Source organism: Mycobacterium sp. UM_Kg27 (genome assembly GCF_000972905.1).
Classification (GTDB): domain Bacteria; phylum Actinomycetota; class Actinomycetes; order Mycobacteriales; family Mycobacteriaceae; genus Mycobacterium.
In genome coordinates, this window is the sequence record NZ_JRMM01000103.1 from 1 (window position 1) to 16,097 (window position 16,097).

Annotated in this window: 13 protein-coding genes and 2 pseudogenes; 2 read left to right on the forward strand and 13 right to left on the reverse strand. The window is 67.9% G+C overall.

What is annotated here, in order from left to right; all coding sequences use genetic code 11:
- Positions 1 to 325 (forward strand): DUF1942 domain-containing protein (locus tag LI94_RS15450; protein WP_046301724.1); only part of this gene is annotated, 325 nt, incomplete at its 5' end.
- A gap of 12 nt (positions 326 to 337) precedes the next feature.
- Here LI94_RS15450 and LI94_RS15455 read toward each other — a convergent pair.
- The 12 genes and pseudogenes from LI94_RS15455 to LI94_RS24570 all read right to left on the reverse strand — a co-directional run.
- Positions 338 to 2,911 carry a sensor histidine kinase KdpD gene (locus LI94_RS15455; protein ID WP_239651245.1) on the reverse strand — a complete coding sequence of 858 codons (2,574 nt, stop codon included), beginning with the start codon at positions 2,909 to 2,911 and terminating at the stop codon, positions 338 to 340.
- A complete protein-coding gene (locus tag LI94_RS15460) occupies positions 2,883 to 3,785 on the reverse strand; it encodes a potassium-transporting ATPase subunit C (protein WP_046301726.1) in 903 nt (300 codons plus the stop codon). The genes LI94_RS15455 and LI94_RS15460 overlap by 29 nt, the downstream gene beginning before the upstream one ends.
- Before the next feature lies 1 nt (position 3,786).
- A complete protein-coding gene (kdpB, locus tag LI94_RS15465) occupies positions 3,787 to 5,928 on the reverse strand; it encodes a potassium-transporting ATPase subunit KdpB (RefSeq protein ID WP_046301727.1) in 2,142 nt (713 codons plus the stop codon).
- A gap of 1 nt (position 5,929) precedes the next feature.
- Positions 5,930 to 7,600: a potassium-transporting ATPase subunit KdpA gene (kdpA, locus tag LI94_RS15470; protein WP_046301728.1), complete on the reverse strand. Its 1,671-nt coding sequence runs from the start codon at positions 7,598 to 7,600 to the stop codon at positions 5,930 to 5,932.
- The gene (locus tag LI94_RS24560) at positions 7,601 to 7,690 is read right to left on the reverse strand and encodes a potassium-transporting ATPase subunit F (RefSeq protein WP_046301729.1); all 90 of its coding nucleotides are present in this window, start codon (positions 7,688 to 7,690) and stop codon (positions 7,601 to 7,603) included.
- Between the two features lie 216 nt (positions 7,691 to 7,906).
- Positions 7,907 to 8,857: a Ppx/GppA phosphatase family protein gene (locus LI94_RS15480; RefSeq protein ID WP_152664836.1), complete on the reverse strand. Its 951-nt coding sequence runs from the start codon at positions 8,855 to 8,857 to the stop codon at positions 7,907 to 7,909.
- Positions 8,848 to 9,339 carry a DUF501 domain-containing protein gene (locus tag LI94_RS15485; protein WP_024442501.1) on the reverse strand — a complete coding sequence of 164 codons (492 nt, stop codon included), beginning with the start codon at positions 9,337 to 9,339 and terminating at the stop codon, positions 8,848 to 8,850. The genes LI94_RS15480 and LI94_RS15485 overlap by 10 nt, the downstream gene beginning before the upstream one ends.
- The gene (locus LI94_RS15490; RefSeq protein ID WP_046301731.1) at positions 9,332 to 9,979 is read right to left on the reverse strand and encodes a septum formation initiator family protein; all 648 of its coding nucleotides are present in this window, start codon (positions 9,977 to 9,979) and stop codon (positions 9,332 to 9,334) included. Before LI94_RS15490 ends, LI94_RS15485 begins: the two co-directional genes overlap by 8 nt.
- Before the next feature lie 18 nt (positions 9,980 to 9,997).
- A complete protein-coding gene (eno, locus tag LI94_RS15495; RefSeq protein WP_046301732.1) occupies positions 9,998 to 11,287 on the reverse strand; it encodes a phosphopyruvate hydratase in 1,290 nt (429 codons plus the stop codon).
- 81 nt (positions 11,288 to 11,368) lie between these two features.
- On the reverse strand, positions 11,369 to 12,103 hold the full coding sequence (locus LI94_RS15500) for a lytic murein transglycosylase (RefSeq protein ID WP_046301733.1): 735 nt from the start codon (positions 12,101 to 12,103) through the stop codon (positions 11,369 to 11,371).
- Positions 12,104 to 12,268: 165 nt separating this feature from the next.
- The gene (sigC, locus tag LI94_RS24565) at positions 12,269 to 12,838 is read right to left on the reverse strand and encodes an RNA polymerase sigma factor SigC (protein ID WP_239651246.1); all 570 of its coding nucleotides are present in this window, start codon (positions 12,836 to 12,838) and stop codon (positions 12,269 to 12,271) included.
- 132 nt (positions 12,839 to 12,970) lie between these two features.
- Positions 12,971 to 13,675: pseudogene (locus tag LI94_RS24570) on the reverse strand (DUF2275 domain-containing protein); the annotation flags it as partial.
- A gap of 105 nt (positions 13,676 to 13,780) precedes the next feature.
- Between LI94_RS24570 and LI94_RS15510 the strand changes: the two are divergent.
- Entirely contained in the window at positions 13,781 to 15,307 is a 1,527-nt protein-coding gene (locus tag LI94_RS15510; RefSeq protein WP_046301734.1) for a PPE family protein, read from the forward strand.
- Between the two features lie 458 nt (positions 15,308 to 15,765).
- Here the strand turns inward: LI94_RS15510 and LI94_RS15515 are convergent.
- Positions 15,766 to 16,097, reverse strand: a pseudogene (locus tag LI94_RS15515) (nucleoside triphosphate pyrophosphohydrolase); the annotation flags it as partial.

Here is a 16,097-nt window from a genome sequence, read left to right on the forward strand (position 1 = left end):
GAGCCCAGGCGGGGCGATCGACTACACCGTCTCGGATCTGCAACCCAGCGGGCACAACGACGGCATTTGGTATTCGGAAGTGACCGCGCGGGCGGTAAGCGGTTCCCCCACTCCGAATATCGCTGACTTCAACGCACGTGCGGTTAACAGTTCAACCTTCGCGGTGATGAAGGGCAATGAGGTCGACGGCCTGCCCAACGCACCGATCCCCGCGGGCAGCCAGACGAGCGGCCGCCTGTACTTCGACGTCAAGAACGGCACCGCGCCGGACAGCGTGGTCTACCGCGACGCGGCAGGCGTCGACAAGGTTGTCTGGAAGCACTGACACCCAGTTGAGTCACATTGCCTGGGGCGCGGCCAGATCCACCACCATGGTGAGGCCGCCCCCCGGCGTCTCGGTGGCCGAGATCGTTCCGTTCATCGACTCGACGAACCCCCGCGCTACCGACAGGCCCAGGCCGATACCGGTGGTGTTGTTCTGATCGCCGATCCGCTGGAACGGCTCGAAGAGACGCTCACCACCGGGAGGGAGGCCCCGGCCCTGATCGGCGATGTTGATCAGAACCCGATCACCGGCCTGACACGCACTGACCCGGATCGGGCCGTCTGGGGCATAGCGCAGCGCGTTGTCCAGGAGATTGGCCAGCACCCGTTCCAGCAGGCCGGCATCGGCCAGCACCACCCCGTCACCGACATCGACCTTGACCCGGTCGATTCCGGAACGGAAGAAGCCGGTGTTGCCCCGGCCGATGCTGACCAGGGCACGTTGCACGGCCTCTTCCAGGTACACCCGGCCCAACTCGGGGTGTATCACGCCGGCGGCCAGTCGAGATGAGTCCAGAAGGTTGCCGACCAGGGCGGTGAGTTGGTCGATCGACTCCTCTACGGTGGCCAGCAGTTCATTGGTGTCTTCCGGCGAGAACCCGACGTCTTCGGCGCGCAGGCTCGACACCGCGGCCTTCGCCGCCGCCAACGGTGTACGCAGATCATGACTGACCGCTGACAGCAGGGAACGACGCAGCTCATCGGCTCGCATGACAGCTTCGGATCGACTCGCTTCGTCGGTCAGCTCACGTTGCCTGACCAATCCGGCCGCCTGTTTGGCCACGGCGGACAGCACGCGTCGATCACGCGCCGCCAACTGTCGGCCGGCAATCAGCATCCAGAACTCGTCGTCGCCCACGTCGATGGCGGTGTCCGCAGCGTCGACAGTCGTACACGGGTCGTTGCCCGCTGCCGCGATCACCGTTTCGCCGGCATGCTGGCCGTCGATGGTGGATCTCCGCAGGATGCTCACCGCCCGCAGGGCATAGGTCTCCCGGACGCGTTCCAGCAGCGTCCCGAGGTCGGCGCCCCGCAGTACGGAGCCGGCGAACAGAGCCAGTAACTCGGCCTCCTGGGATGCCCGCCCGGCTTCCCGGGCGCGTTCGGCGGCGCGGTCCACGAGCACCGACACCGCAACCGCCACCAACAGCAGCACGATCTCAGTAACCGCCGAATCGGTCTCAGCGATGGTGAAACTGTGCCGGGGGTCGATCAGGAAGTAATTGAGCAGCAGACCGGATATCAGCGCCGAAAGTATTGCTGGGGCAACGCCGCCGAGCAGGGCCACCGCCAGCACGCTGACGAAGAACAGCGCACTCTCGCCACCGAGGCGCAGCACCGGATCCAGCCATGTCGCGGTGATCGCGCAGACCGCGGACGGCACGAGCACCGCCGCCAGCCACGGCAGCACCCGCCGCTGCCGCGGTGAAATCGGTGCGAATCGGAAACCTTGCTTGGACTCTTCATGAGTCACGATGTGTACATCGATCTTGCCGGACCGCCGCACCACCACTGCGCCGATGCCCTCGTCGAACAAGCGCGCCCAGCGGGACCGCCGCGACGTCCCGATCACCAACTGGGTGGCGTTGACTTCCCGGGCGAAGTCCAACAGCGCCGTCGGCACGTCGTCGCCGACGACGACGTGCAGTGAGGCACCGAGACTGGCCGCCAGCTCACGAATCTTTCCCATCCGCGCAGTGGGCACGGCCGAATGTCCGTCGCCGGCCAGCACATGAAGCGCCAGCAACTCGGCGCTGGACTTCGAGGCGATCCGCGAGGCCCGCCGTACCAGCGTCTCCGATTCCGGGCCGCCGGTGACGGCCACCACCACCCGCTCGCGGGCTTCCCAGGTGGCGGTGATCTTCTCGTCTGCGCGGTACTTCGCCAGTGCTGCGTCCACCTGGTCGGCCACCCACAGCAGTGCCAATTCCCTTAGTGCGGTGAGGTTTCCGCTGCGGAAATAGTTGGACAACGCCGCGTCGACCTTCTCCGGTGCATAGACGTTGCCGTGGGCGAGTCTTCGGCGAAGCGCCTCTGGAGCGATGTCGACGAGTTCAATCTGCGACGCCTGACGAACAAACGAATCCGGCACCGTCTCCTGCTGCTCGACCCCGGTGATCTCCGTGACGACGTCGTTGAGGCTCTCCAAATGTTGCACGTTGACCGTAGAGATCACCGTGATCCCCGCGGCGAGCAGCTCCTCGACGTCCCGCCACCGTTTGGGGTTCACGCTGCCCGGCGTGTTGGTGTGGGCCAACTCGTCGACGAGCACGACCTGCGGTCGTCGAGCCAACACCGCCGGAACGTCGAGTTCGGGGAAACTCCTTCCCCGATACTCGATCAGGCGCGGCGGGACGACCTCGATGCCCTCGAGCAGCTCCGCTGTCTTTGTCCGACCGTGCGTCTCGACCACAGCGGCCACCAGATCGGTGCCGCGTTCCAACCGCCGGTGGGCCTCACCGAGCATCGCGAACGTCTTGCCGACGCCGGGGGCCGCACCCAGATAGATGCGCAACTCCCCACGTCTGCCGCGGGAGCCATAAGCACTCACGGGAAAATCATCCACCCGAACAGCAGCCGGGGACAGGATGCTCGTGGTCCAGTTCCAGGTTCACCGCGACCACGTTGACGCGGGTCTCACCGAGGAACCCGAGCAGCCGCCCGCTCCGGTGCGCACGGACCACGGCGCGGACCTGTTCGGCGGGAATCCCCCGGGCCTTCGCGACCCGGTCGACTTGGAGCTCGGCGTAGGCCGGTGAGATATCGGGGTCCAGGCCGCTGCCGCTGGCGGTCACCGCATCGGCGGGAACCCGCGGGTGCTCGGCCGCGGCGCCCCGGATCGGGACGATCTGGCCGGCCGAGTAATCCTCACCTGCCCGGGCACATTCCACCCGAACGCCGCGATAGCCGGACACAAACGGCGCACTCCCGGGGGCACACGGCTCGTTGACGCTGACCACACGGGTCGGGCGGGCGACGGTGCCGTTGGGGCCGCGCGGGCCGAACACGGCCAGCACCGCGCCCCGCCCACCGGCAGTGCAGAACGGCCGCTCTCCTGCCCCGACTGCCAGGCCCTCGGTCTTGGCAACTTCCACACTGCGGGCGCAGACTCCGGTGAGCAGGCTCGGCCGATCGGGCATGTCGACGATGCTCTCTGGGCCCAGATTGCTCGCTCCGCTGGCCAAGGCGTCGTAGCCGATGCCCGCCCCCGACGGCCTGCCCTGAAAATACTGCGGGAGTGGCCGGCCGGCAGTGTCGGTGAACGATTGCCCGATCAGTGCGCTTGCGACCGGTCGACCAGCGGCGTCGGTGATCAATGAACCCTCTGCACGTCCGTGCAGGCCCGGCATCTGCGCCACCAGCCAGACCAAAACCGGGTAGCCGACGCCGAGCACAACGGTGAAAACGAGCAGGGCACGCAGCGCGGCCCAGTGACCCCGAATCAAGCCCGCAGATCTCATGTCACGCCATCCCCGGCAGCAATTGAACCAGCAGGTCGATGAGCTTGATCCCGATGAAGGGGGCCACGATCCCGCCCAGGCCGTAGACGGCGAGGTTTCGGCTGAGCAACTTCGACGCGCTGCCCGGAACGTAGCGAACCCCGCGCAACGCGAGCGGAATCAGCGCAGCGATCACCAGCGCATTGAAGACCACCGCCGACAGGATCGCCGACTGCGGGCTGTGCAACCTCATCACGTTGAGCAGACCCAGACCGGGGAAGATCGTTACGAAAAGCGCCGGAATGATGGCGAAGTACTTGGCGATGTCGTTGGCGATCGAGAAGGTGGTCAAGGCGCCTCGGGTGATCAGCAGCTGTTTGCCGATCTCCACGATCTCGATGAGCTTGGTGGGGTCGGAGTCCAGGTCCACCATGTTGCCCGCCTCCTTGGCGGCGCTGGTGCCGGTGTTCATCGCCACCCCGACGTCGGCCTGCGCCAGCGCCGGTGCGTCGTTGGTTCCGTCGCCGGTCATCGCGACCAGGCGTCCACCCTGCTGCTCCCGTTTGATCAGCATCAGCTTGTCTTCGGGGGTGGCTTCGGCGAGGAAGTCGTCAACCCCGGCCTCATCGGCAATCGCCTTGGCGGTCAACGGGTTGTCGCCGGTGATCATCACGGTCCGGATACCCATCCGGCGCATCGCGTCGAACCGCTCGCGCATGCCCTGCTTCACCACGTCCCGCAGCTGAATGACACCGAGCACCCTGGCGGGACCGCCGACGAGCACCTCACCTACCACCAGCGGTGTGCCGCCTGCAGCGCTGATGCCGTCGACGATCCGGCCGAGTTCGGCGGGGATGTCGCCGCCGTGGCCGCGCACCCAGTCGCTGACGGAATTGGCGGCGCCCTTGCGCAATTGACGTCCGCTGATGTCGACCCCGGACATCCGAGTCACCGCGGAGAACTCGACCCAGGACGCTGCCGTGAGCTCGCCCGGTGTCCGGGTTCGCAGCCCGTAGGCCTCCTTGGCGTAGACCACGATGGAGCGGCCTTCGGGAGTTTCGTCGGCAAGACTGGCCAGTTGTGCGGCATCGGCGAGCTCGGCGGCGGTCACCCCGGAGATCGGAAGGAATTCCGATGCCTGCCGGTTACCCAGCGTGATCGTGCCGGTCTTGTCCAGCAGCAGTGTGTTGACGTCGCCGGCGGCCTCTACCGCCCGGCCGGACATGGCGAGCACATTGCGCTGCACCAACCGGTCCATGCCGGCAATTCCGATGGCGGACAGCAGCGCGCCGATCGTGGTGGGGATTAGACAGACCAGCAGTGCGACCAAGACGATGCCGGTGACACCGTTGCTGTCCAGCGCCGCCGTATCCGAGACACCCGGGTTGTTGGCCTTAGAGTAGATCGCCAACGGCTGCAGCGTCGCGACCGCCACCACGAAGATCAGAGTCAGCGCGGCCAGCAGGATGTTCAGTGCGATCTCGTTCGGGGTCTTCTGCCGGTTGGCGCCCTCGACCAGGGCGATCATTCGGTCGACAAAGCTCTGCCCTGGTTTTTGGGTGATCCGGACCACGATCCGGTCCGACAACACCAGCGTCCCGCCGGTGACCGCGGAACGGTCGCCACCGGATTCGCGGATCACCGGGGCCGATTCGCCGGTGATCGCCGATTCGTCCACCGATGCGATGCCTTCCACCACGTCGCCATCGCCAGGGATGATCTGCCCCGCTTCGACGACGACGACCTCGCCCCGTTGCAGCAGCGGCGCCGCGACCGGCTCTTCGATACCGGGCGTGTTGGGCGTCCAGCCGCACAGCCGACGTGCGACGTTGTCGGACTTGGACTTTCGCAGTGCGTCGGCCTGCGCCTTCCCGCGACCTTCGGCGACCGCCTCGGCCAGATTGGCAATGACCACGGTCAGCCACAGCCAGCACACGATCAGCCAGCCGAACCAAGTCGGTTCGCCGATGGCCAGCACCGAGGACCACACCGCGCCGACCTCGACGATCAGCATCACCGGGTTACGCCACAGGGTACGGGGATCGAGCTTGCGCAACGCCACGGGCAGTGACGCCAGCAGCATGGCGGGATCCAGCAGCCCGCCCGACACCCGTCGGTGACCGGTGAGCGGCGGCGCCGGTGAGACAGTTGTGGCCGAGCGCATTTCAGTGCAGCCCCTCAGCGAGTGGCCCCAAAGCCAGTGCTGGCAGAAAGGTGAGGGCGACCAGAATGAGCGTCACCCCGACGACCATGCCGACGAATTGGGGCTTGTGGGTGGGCAGCGTGCCGATGGACTCCGGAGTCTGCCCCTGCGCGGCGAACGCCCCGGCCAGCGCAAGCACCAAGATCATCGGCAGGAACCTGCCGAAAAGCATCGCGATCCCGAGCGCGGTCTCGTACCACGTCCCGTCGGCTGCCAATCCCGCGAACGCGGAACCGTTGTTGTTCGCCGCGGAGGTGAACGCGTAGAGCACTTCGGAGAGTCCGTGCGGTCCAGTGTTGGCCATTGCCGAGCGCAGGCCAGGCAACGCAATCGAGATCGCCGTTCCGCACAGCACAATTACCGGGGTTACCAAGAAATAACTTGCGGCCAGCTTGATCTCACGTGGACTGATCTTCTTGCCCAGGTATTCCGGGGTCCGCCCGACCATCAACCCGGCTACGAACACCGTGATCACCGCAAGGATCAAGATGCCGTAAAGACCTGCTCCGACACCGCCGTGGGCGACCTCCCCAAGCTGCATGTCGACCATCGTCAGTAGACCGCCCAGACTGGTATAGGAGTCGTGCGTGGAATCCACTGCGCCGGTGGAGGTCAGCGTGGTCGCCGCGGCGAAGACCGCCGAGTCAGCCACGCCAAGCCGCTGCTCGATCCCCTCCGTCGCCGCCCCCACGGCGGTCGGGACGGTGCCATGATGTGCCAGCTGCGACCAGCTGAGCAGGCTGACGCTGATGAGGGCGATCACGGCCATGACGGCGGCGATCGCGTGGCCTTGCTTGGTGTTGCCCACCATTCGGCCGAAAGTGCGGGGCAGCGAGAAGGCTATGACCACCAGCAGGAAGATCTCGACCCAGTTGGTCCACGCGGTCGGGTTCTCGAACGGATGCGCAGAGTTGGCGTTGTAGAAGCCGCCCCCGTTGGTGCCGAGTAGCTTGATCACCTCCTGGCTGGCCACCGGACCGCCTGGAAGGGTCTGCGGTGCACCTGTCAGGGTCGTGATTGTCTGGTCGTTGAGGTGAAAGTTCTGGACCACCCCGCCGACCATCAATACCGTCGCGCCGACGACCGAGATCGGCAACAAGATACGCAGGGTGCCGCGAACCAGATCAACCCAGAATGAGCCCAGCACTGCGGTGCGCCGACCAACGAACCCGCGGACGAACGCGACGGCGACCGCCATGCCGACCGCGGCGGAGACAAAGTTCTGCACCGTCAGGCCGGCCATCTGCACCAAATGCCCCTGCGTCGACTCCCCGGCATAGGCCTGCCAGTTGGTATTGGTGACAAAACTGACCGCGGTGTTCCACGCCAACCCAGGTGTCATCGAGGTCGCCGGATCATGCAGATGCAGGGGAAGCTTTCCCTGGATGAGCTGCAGAACGAACAGGAACACCACGCACACGGCGGAGAACGCCAGCACGCTGCGCGCATAACCGGCCCAAGTCTGTTCGGACTCCGGATTGATCCCTATCGACCGGTAGACGAATCGCTCGCTGCGGGAGTGCGTTTCGCGGGTGTAGACCCGATACATGTAGTCGCCCAACGGTACGTGCACCGCTACCAGCGCCACCGCCAACGACGCCAGGAACCACACCCCCGCGGCTGTCGTACTCAACTAGAACCGTTCCGGGAACAGCAGTGCAGCCACCAGCAGCGCCACCACCGCGACAGCCAGCGTCAGCCCAACGGAATTGGCGAGGTTCACAGTCGCTCAACCAACTTCAGCGTCCCGCCCAGCAGGACGAAGATCAGCGCCGTCAACAGTAGGTAGGCCACGACAGCCACGTGTTCTCCGTTCTCGAGAACCCGACCGGGTCTGACCTGAAGCTAGACCCGGCGACCAGGCACAACGGAGATCGTTGACGCTTTCTTAACGCTCAAGGAGGCGACCTTTACGCCTTTACGGCCGACAGGCGGATCGTTAGGCGATCGACAGCACGATGCCATCCAGGATGTCGTGCTCGCTGACCACCAACTCCGTGATTCCGGCGCGCTGCGCCAAGATGCGGGCCAGTTCCTGGACCACGATCGCGCCACCGCCGATAACATCGACGCGGCCGGGGTGCATCGGGCCCAGGGCGGCCCGCTCGGCGCGGCTCATGCCGATCAGCTGATCGCAGACCGCCGTCAGATCCTCGAAGCCGACTCGGGACAGATGGATTGCGGCCGAGTCGTATTCGCCCATTCCGTGCGCAAGAGCCGACAGCGTGGTCATGGTGCCCGCCACCCCCACCCAGGTTCGGGCCTGCTGCACCGGCACCGTCCGCACCGCCTCCCCGAGTAGCTCCCGGGCCACCGCGGCAGCGGCGGCGACTTCTTCGGCGGTAGGCGGGTCGGAGTGCAGGCAACGCTCCGTCAGCCGGACGCAGCCGACGTTGGCCGAAAAGCTCGCCGTCACCCCGTTGTCCGGATCGCCCAGCACCACCTCGGTGGAACCACCGCCGAGGTCGACGACCACGAATGGCCCGTCGGCACTGTCCAATTCACCCACCGCGCCGCGGAAGGACAGCTCGGCTTCCTCCTGGCCGGTGATGACCTCGGCGACCGCCCCCGGAACGGCGCGTCCCAGCACCTGCGCCGTCATGTCGAAGAACACGTCGCGGTTGGCCGCGTCCCGGGTGGCTGAGGTCGCGACCATCCGCACCCGTGAAACACCGTGTGCCGCCAACAACTCGGCGTAGTCCTCCAACGCCGCACGGGTGCGTTCCAGCGCCTCGGGGGCGAACCGTCCGGTCGCGTCGACGCCCTCGCCCAACCGGACGATGCGCATCTCTCGATGAACATCGCGCAGCCGGCCGTCAACTGGCTCCGCGATCAACAGCCGAATCGAGTTGGTGCCGCAGTCGATTCCCGCCAGGCGCGTCACAGCCAGTCCCCCGGTGCCAGAATCCCGGCCATCGCCGGCTCGGCGGCCAGGATGGCGAGCGCCTCGTCACCGAAAGGGTTGACGCCGCGGCCCTTGGCCAGGGAATGGGCCATCAGCACGTGCAGGCATTTCACCCGCTCGGGCATGCCCCCGCCGGTGAAGGTGGTTCCCAACGTTTCGATCGCATCACGCTCAGCGAGATAGGCCTCGTGAGCGGCCCGATAGCCGGCCGCGAGCTCGGGATCGTGCTGCAGCCGCTCGGTCATGTCGGCCATCAGACCCGACGATTCCAGCCGGCTGGCCGCGGCGGTCAGCGCCGGATGCGTCAGGTAGTACAGCGTGGGAAACGGTGTACCGTCCGGCAGTTTCGGGGCCGTCTTGACCACGGCAGGTTCACCGTTGGGGCACCGATAGGAGATCTCCAGGACGCCGCGCGGCTCACGGCCCAGCTGCCGGCCCACCGCATCCAGGTCGGCGGGATCAACCAACGGGCACCACCGGTGCGGGCGGAACCGGAAGCCCGGGAGCGCCCGGGGGCGCAGCAGGCGGAGGGTGCGGCGCGTCGGCGATGGTGTGCCACAGTGAGGTGTACCAGGGATCGCCGGTGGGCGCGTCCAGGGGCTCGGCCCCCGGCTCGCCCGGCACCTCGGCCGGCGCGGGCAGCTGGACCTGGTACGGGATCTCGCCTGGCATGACAAAGCCGAGCCGCTGGCGGGCCTGCGCGCGGATGTGCGCGGGGTCGTCCAAGTTGGCCTTCTGTTGCTGCAGGTCGGTGATCTGGCGGTGCAGGGTGTTCTCCAATTGGGACTGCTGTTTCATCTCCGCGTGCTGGGCGAAGAACGTACGGACCGGCCCGGCGACGGTCAGGGTGAGCACACACATCACGGCGGCCAGGATCACCGCCCGCCGGGCGGTGAAGCCGACCCGCAGCTCCGAACTCTGCTCGGCCGCCGCCGCAATGGCTCGTTTGACCGCACCGGCCGGTGACGGCGGTGGGGTCCGCGGGGCGCCAGGTCCCCGGCGCACCGGCGGCGTCCGGCGCGGGTGCGCCCGTCCGTTCTCCCCGCCGCGTCCCGGCCGCGACGTCGCGGCACGCCGCTTGGCGTCAGGACGTTTCGGATCGGACATGGCAGCGGCCCCTGGCGGCTACTTGCTCTCCGGCGCGTAGCGGGGGAAGGCCAGCTCGCCGGCGTAACGCGCGGCGTCGCCGAGTTCCTCCTCGATCCGCAGCAGCTGGTTGTACTTGGCCACCCGCTCGCTGCGGGCCGGGGCACCGGTCTTGATCTGACCGCTGCTGACGGCCACCGCCAAGTCGGCGATGGTGGTGTCCTCGGTCTCGCCGCTGCGGTGACTCATCATGGTGCGGTAACCGCTGTGGTGGGCCAGGGTGACCGCATCCAGGGTCTCGGTCAGCGTGCCGATCTGGTTGACCTTGACCAGCAGTGCGTTCGCCGCGCCCCGCTCGATGCCCTCCTCGAGCCGTTCGGGGTTGGTGACGAACAGGTCGTCGCCGACGAGCTGCACCCGGTCCCCGATAGCCGAGGTCAACGACACCCAGCCGTCCCAGTCGTCCTCGGACAGCGGGTCTTCGATGGACACCAGCGGGTAGCTGTCGAGCAGCTTGGCGTAGAACTCGGCCAGCTGGGCCGCGGTGCGGTTCTGCTTCTCGAAGGCGTAGCCGCTGCCCTCGGTGTAGAACTCGGTGGCCGCGACGTCCAGCGCCAGCGCGACGTCGGTGCCCAGCTTCAGGCCGGTGGCCTCGATCGCGGTGCTGATCAGATCGAGCGCGGCGGTGGTGCCGGCGACGTCGGGGGCAAAACCACCCTCGTCACCGAGCCCGGTGGACAGACCCTGCTTCTTCAGCACCGCCTTGAGCGAGTGGTAGACCTCGGTGCCCCAGCGCAGCGCCTCGGCGAAGTTGGGGGCGCCGATCGGGGCGACCATGAATTCCTGGACGTCGACGCCGGTGTCGGCGTGGGCGCCGCCGTTGAGGATGTTCATCATCGGCACCGGCAGGATGTGGGCGTTGGGGCCACCCAGGTAGCGGTACAGCGGGAGCGCCGCGGAGTCGGCGGCCGCCTTGGCCACCGCCAGCGAGACGCCGAGCATGGCGTTGGCGCCCAGCCGGGACTTGTCCGGGGTGCCGTCGAGATCCACCAGCGCCTGGTCCACCAGCCGCTGGTCGTCGGCGCTGATTCCGATGACCGCCGGCGCGATCTGGTCCAGTACCGCGGCGACCGCCTTCTGCACGCCCTTGCCGCCGTAGCGGGCGCCACCGTCGCGGAGTTCCACGGCCTCGTGCTCGCCGGTGGATGCGCCGGAGGGCACCGCGGCCCGGGCGAACGTGCCATCTTCCAGCGCGACCTCGACCTCGACCGTGGGGTTGCCGCGGGAATCGAGAATCTCGCTGGCGCCGACCTGCTGGATGATGGGCACTGACTTCTCCTTGAGCGTGGGTGGGGCTGGCCGTCGTGTTCTATCGGAGGCCTGCTGGGAGCCTATCCCGTACCAGAGACCTCACAGCGGGCGACCGGCCGCGTACGCGGCGGCCCAATCCCGGACAGCGCGGGCGTAGATCTCCGACTCGTTGTAGGCCATCAACGCCGTCATCCAGCCCTTGGGGGTGGCCAGATCCTTACCGCGCCAGCACAGATAGCCGGCGGCTGAAAGGGCTGCGTCGTCGATGTTGTCGGGGCTGACGATGCCATCATTGTTGGCGTCAACGCCGTAGAGCCGCCAGGTCTCCGGAATGAACTGCATCGGGCCCATCGCACGGACCACCCCGTCGTCGTCGGCCATGTCCGGTTGGACTTCTTCGACGATGTGGAGATTGCCTCCGGAGCCGTCGAGCCGGACTCCGCGGATCTTGGGCCGCACGTCTCCGTTACGTGCCACCGTGGCGTTGTTGTAGTGGCCGTGATGACTCTCGATCTGGCCGATGCCAGCCAGTGTGGTCCAGCCCAGATGACAGTTGGGGTTCTCCACCTCCGCGACCCGCGCGGCGTAGGCGTAGGCCTCCAGTGCGGTGATCGGGATGCTGAGCATCGGGGCACGCTCCGCGGCCCATTGATAGAGCTGGTCGGCGGGCCGGCCCGAGGCGACGTCGGTACTGACCGGCGGGACCGGGTCTCCGGGGGGCGGTGGCACGCCCTGCGGGATGGGATTACCGAGCTGCCAGCTGCAACTGGATGCCAGCAGTACGGCCGTCGCGCCGACGACGGCGGCCGTCCGCAGCCAACGTAGCGCCGACACCGCTCTCCCCAACCTCGAAGCTATGGTTTTGCGTCCATCGTTCCATGACTAGGCCATCAGCGAGCATGCCGACCGCCCGCTCCGGCCGCGCTCGCCGCAAAAAAGGCTCTGCCAGCGCGAACCCGGCCGGTCTATGCGGCGGTACCCGCGTCGCTGAACCGTCTGCTAACCGGTCAGCTCACTGCGGTCAGGATCGGCCAGCAACGCGTCACGGGCGCGCGCCACCCGGGACCGGATGGTGCCCACCGGGCAACCACAGACCGCGGCGGCGTCGGAATAGGACAGCCCGAACAGTTGGGTGAGCAGCAGCGCCTCGCGCTGATCGGTCGACAGGTCGGCGATCAACTCGGTCACCTCGACGACATCCTCGAAACCGCGGGTCGGCCGGTCGCGCTCCAGCAGCAGTTCGGGGTCAGCACCCGGCGCGGCGCGCGGGCGCGCCTTGAGGTAGCGAATGTGGTCGGCCACCACCCGCCGAGCGATGGCCAACAGCCAGGTCCGCGCACTGGAACGGCCGGCGAACCGCGGGATCGCGCCGATCGCCCGCAGGAACGTCTCCTGAGTCAGGTCGTCCGCACTGACACCGTCGAAGAGGTAGGCGACGAAGCGCCAGACATCGTGCTGAGTGGCTTTGATGAAAGCCTCCAGCGCGCGGGCATCGCCGGCGGCGGCGGCAACGGCGAGGGCCGTGACAACATCGTCGGGATCGCCTTGGACCCGCTCAGCTCCCGCCATGAACACCCACCTTAGACCCGGGGTCGCAGAGCCATTACGACGCATGGTCGTAGAGCTGTCCGAGTGGTTGACCGACCGCAGATGGCGCCGCCGGCCGCGACCGGCGCCCGCCGCCGGGGCTGCCCCTTCAGCCGCGCCGTCCGCGCCCCATCGGGCCGGGCGCGGGCCTGCCCCGCCCATCCGCTGACGCGCCACCAGCAAAGCGAACACCAAGCCGATCAGCACCGGCAGGTGGCTGGCGATCCGAGCTGCCGTCACCTGACCGTGGTAGGCGTCGACCGCCACATAACCGCCCAATGCCAGGGCATAAACTCCCGCGATCGCGGCGACCCCGGCCGCCACGGACGGCCAGATACCGGCGGCGATCATCGCCCCGCCCAGCGCCAACAACCAGGCGGTGGACTCGTGCAGCAAATGCGCCCCGGTGGCCGCGCCGTGCCCGTGGCCGTGCGCCGAAACCATGCCGAAGTCCACACCGGCGATCTGGATACCCGCCAGCGCCACCTGGAGCACCCCGACGGCGATCAGCGCCGGACGCCGGAAACCCCACCGCGACCAGACGCTGTCGCCGGAGTTCTCGGTGGTGATCGATGTCACCCCGGCCGCCGCCAGGATCTGGGCGGCCAGGTCAGGGCCGTGCCCGGCGCCACCCTCGCTGTTGATGTCAGTGAGCCGGCGGGCCTGGGCAGCCGCGCCGACCAGCCAGCGCCGGCAGCCGCGGCATGATGCCAAGTGCGCATCAACCTGCTGCGCCGGCAGCTCCTGCTGCTCGCCGTCGAGCAGCGACGACAGGGTCTCCCGCACCACCTCGCACCGCATGCCGCCATAGTCGCTCATCCGGCGCGTGGAAACAAAGGGGCATCCCCAGGGAACCAAATCGACCCACAACGCGACTACTGATTGACGATGTGAAGATCACCAAGCGTGGGGAAGAGGTGTTCGATGACCGCACCGGTCTGGCTGGCTTCGCCGCCGGAGGTGCACTCGGCGCTGCTGAGCGCCGGGCCCGGACCTGGTCCGCTACTGGAATCCGCGTCAGCGTACTCGGCGATGAGCGCGGAATACGCCGAAGTGGCCGCCGAACTCGACGCGGTACTGGCCGGAGTGCAGGGCGCCTGGCAGGGCCCCAGCGCCCAGCAGTACGCGGCCGCGCACGCCCCGTATCTGAGCTGGCTGGCCGAGAGCGCCGCCAAGAGCACCGCCGCGGCCGGCCTGCACCAGACGGCGGCCGCGGCCTACACCGCCGCACTGGCCGGCATGCCCACCCTGGCTGAGCTGGCCACCAATCACGCGGTGCACGCCACGCTGGTGGCGACGAACTTCTTTGGCATCAACACCGTCCCGATCGCACTGAACGAAGCCGACTACGCCCGGATGTGGGTGCAGGCCGCGGAGATGATGACCGTCTACCAGGGCGTCGCGGGAGCGGCGCTGGCCTCGGTTCCGGTAGCGACGCCGGCGCCGCCGATCGTGGCCCCGGGGGCCGCCGAGGCCGCTGCCGCCCCCAGCTGGGAACAACAGATCGCCGACCTGCTCAGGCAGTACAACATGGGCTTCGCCGACCCGATCGCCAGGTGGCTGTGGTCGCTGCTGGGCGTGGACGGATATCCGATCGAGGCGTTTCCGTTTGCCAGCTCGGTCACCCAGATGCTGCTACAGATCCCGGGCATGACCCCGATCCTGGCCGGGGCGCTGGGCTGGACCACCTTCCACACCCTGACGCTGTTGTGGCCGATGGGCCAGATCGCCGTCCAGATGGCGATCCCGATCGTGATGGCCGCAGCGCCCGCCCTCGCCGCGGCCGCCGGGCTCGGTGCGCTGGGTGCGCTCGGTGCGGTCGGGCTCGACCAGACCGTCGAGCCGACCCCGCCGATGCCGGTGGGAGGCAGCGTCGGCGCCCCGGTCGCCGCGGGTGCCCCGGTGCCCGCGGGAGCCGAGGCGTGCGCCTGCGCGGACCCGATCTCCTCAGCCGGCCCGACCGCTCCTGCCACCGCGAGTGCCGGCATGCCGGCCGGCGGCGCGGCGGGCGGCGGACCGGGCGTCGGATTCGGGCCCACCTCCTGCCTGTACCTGGTGAGCAGCGTCTCCTCGTCGGCGCGGAGCTCCAGCGGTGCGCGACGTTCCCGCAGTGCCGACGAAGAGGCGTCCGAGAGCCAGGGCGCCCCCGGTGAAGCCACCGCGCAGGCTCTGGCCGCCAAGCGCCGGCAGCGGCAGCGCGCCAAGCAGCGCGGGTTCGGCGACGAGTACATGGATATGAACATCGGCGTGACGCCGGAGTGGGAGGGACCCGCCGGCACGGCAAGCGCCTCGGATTCCGGTGCCGGACCGCTGGGCTTCGCCGGCACCGCGACCGGGACCAGCCGTCAGGCTTCCGGGATCGCTGTGCTCAGCGGCGAGGGTCTCGACACCGAGCCGCGGATCCCGATGCTGCCGGGCAGTTGGGGCGAGGTCTCTGACTCGCAGCGCTAACCCAGTCGGTCGAGCCTTGACGGTTGGAGCCCCATCCGCCTCACCTGTATCGGCTGCCGAGGGTATGGAGATGTGCCCGCCTGTGAGCGACAGCTCATACAAAAGCCCAGGTGGGCGCCGGAAAGGCACTTTGACTCACGCCCCATCTGCACCAGATTCCCCGCGTATCCCATCCGCCCGCGGATTGTCGCTGAGGGGCGGGGTGCCCACCTAACAGCGACAATCAGGGCTCCCACGCACACCGTCATCGCCATTGTCGCTACGACGCGGGCACCCCTCAGCCCGCGGCAAAAGCGTGACACTGGGGGATTTTGAGGTGACAGTGACGTTCGTGAATACCGGAACGCACAGCCACCTGCGGAAATACCGGGTTGTCGCTCACAGGCGGGCACATCTGCATACCCTCGGGAGTCGCGACCAAAGTGACGGATGAGGAGACCGGCCGGCCGAGCGGGAGGCTAGGGCTGCGGCCAGTGGGCTCGCCACAGCTCTTCGGTGGGCTCGCCGATGATCGTCTTCTCGACGGCACGAACGGTATCCATGAGTTCCAAAACCGCTGTCCGCAAATTGTTTTCGGCGTCGACGCCAGCCGCGACGGTCACGGTGGTGACCGTCTCGGGGATCAGGTCGGCGGGCACGCCGGCGCGGACCAGCCGTTGCAGCACTTTCTGGGCCAACGCCAAGGCCGGCTGCGCGGTCGACAGGTCGTCCATGATCGAGTTCCTGGAACTCTTCTCCAGCGTTTTCCGCTCTTCCCACTGCGCCACCTGCTCGGCCCTGTCTCTTATAC

Excerpts from the sequence above, each read along its gene's own strand:
- sigC (WP_239651246.1), bottom strand. The coding sequence starts at position 12,838 with ATGGCGGGAGCTGAGCGGGTCCAAGGCGATCCCGACGATGTTGTCACG.
- LI94_RS15460 (WP_046301726.1), bottom strand. The coding sequence starts at position 3,785 with ATGAGATCTGCGGGCTTGATTCGGGGTCACTGGGCCGCGCTGCGTGCC.
- LI94_RS15510 (WP_046301734.1), top strand. The coding sequence starts at position 13,781 with ATGACCGCACCGGTCTGGCTGGCTTCGCCGCCGGAGGTGCACTCGGCG.
- LI94_RS15490 (WP_046301731.1), bottom strand. The coding sequence starts at position 9,979 with ATGTCCGATCCGAAACGTCCTGACGCCAAGCGGCGTGCCGCGACGTCG.
- kdpB (WP_046301727.1), bottom strand. The coding sequence starts at position 5,928 with ATGCGCTCGGCCACAACTGTCTCACCGGCGCCGCCGCTCACCGGTCAC.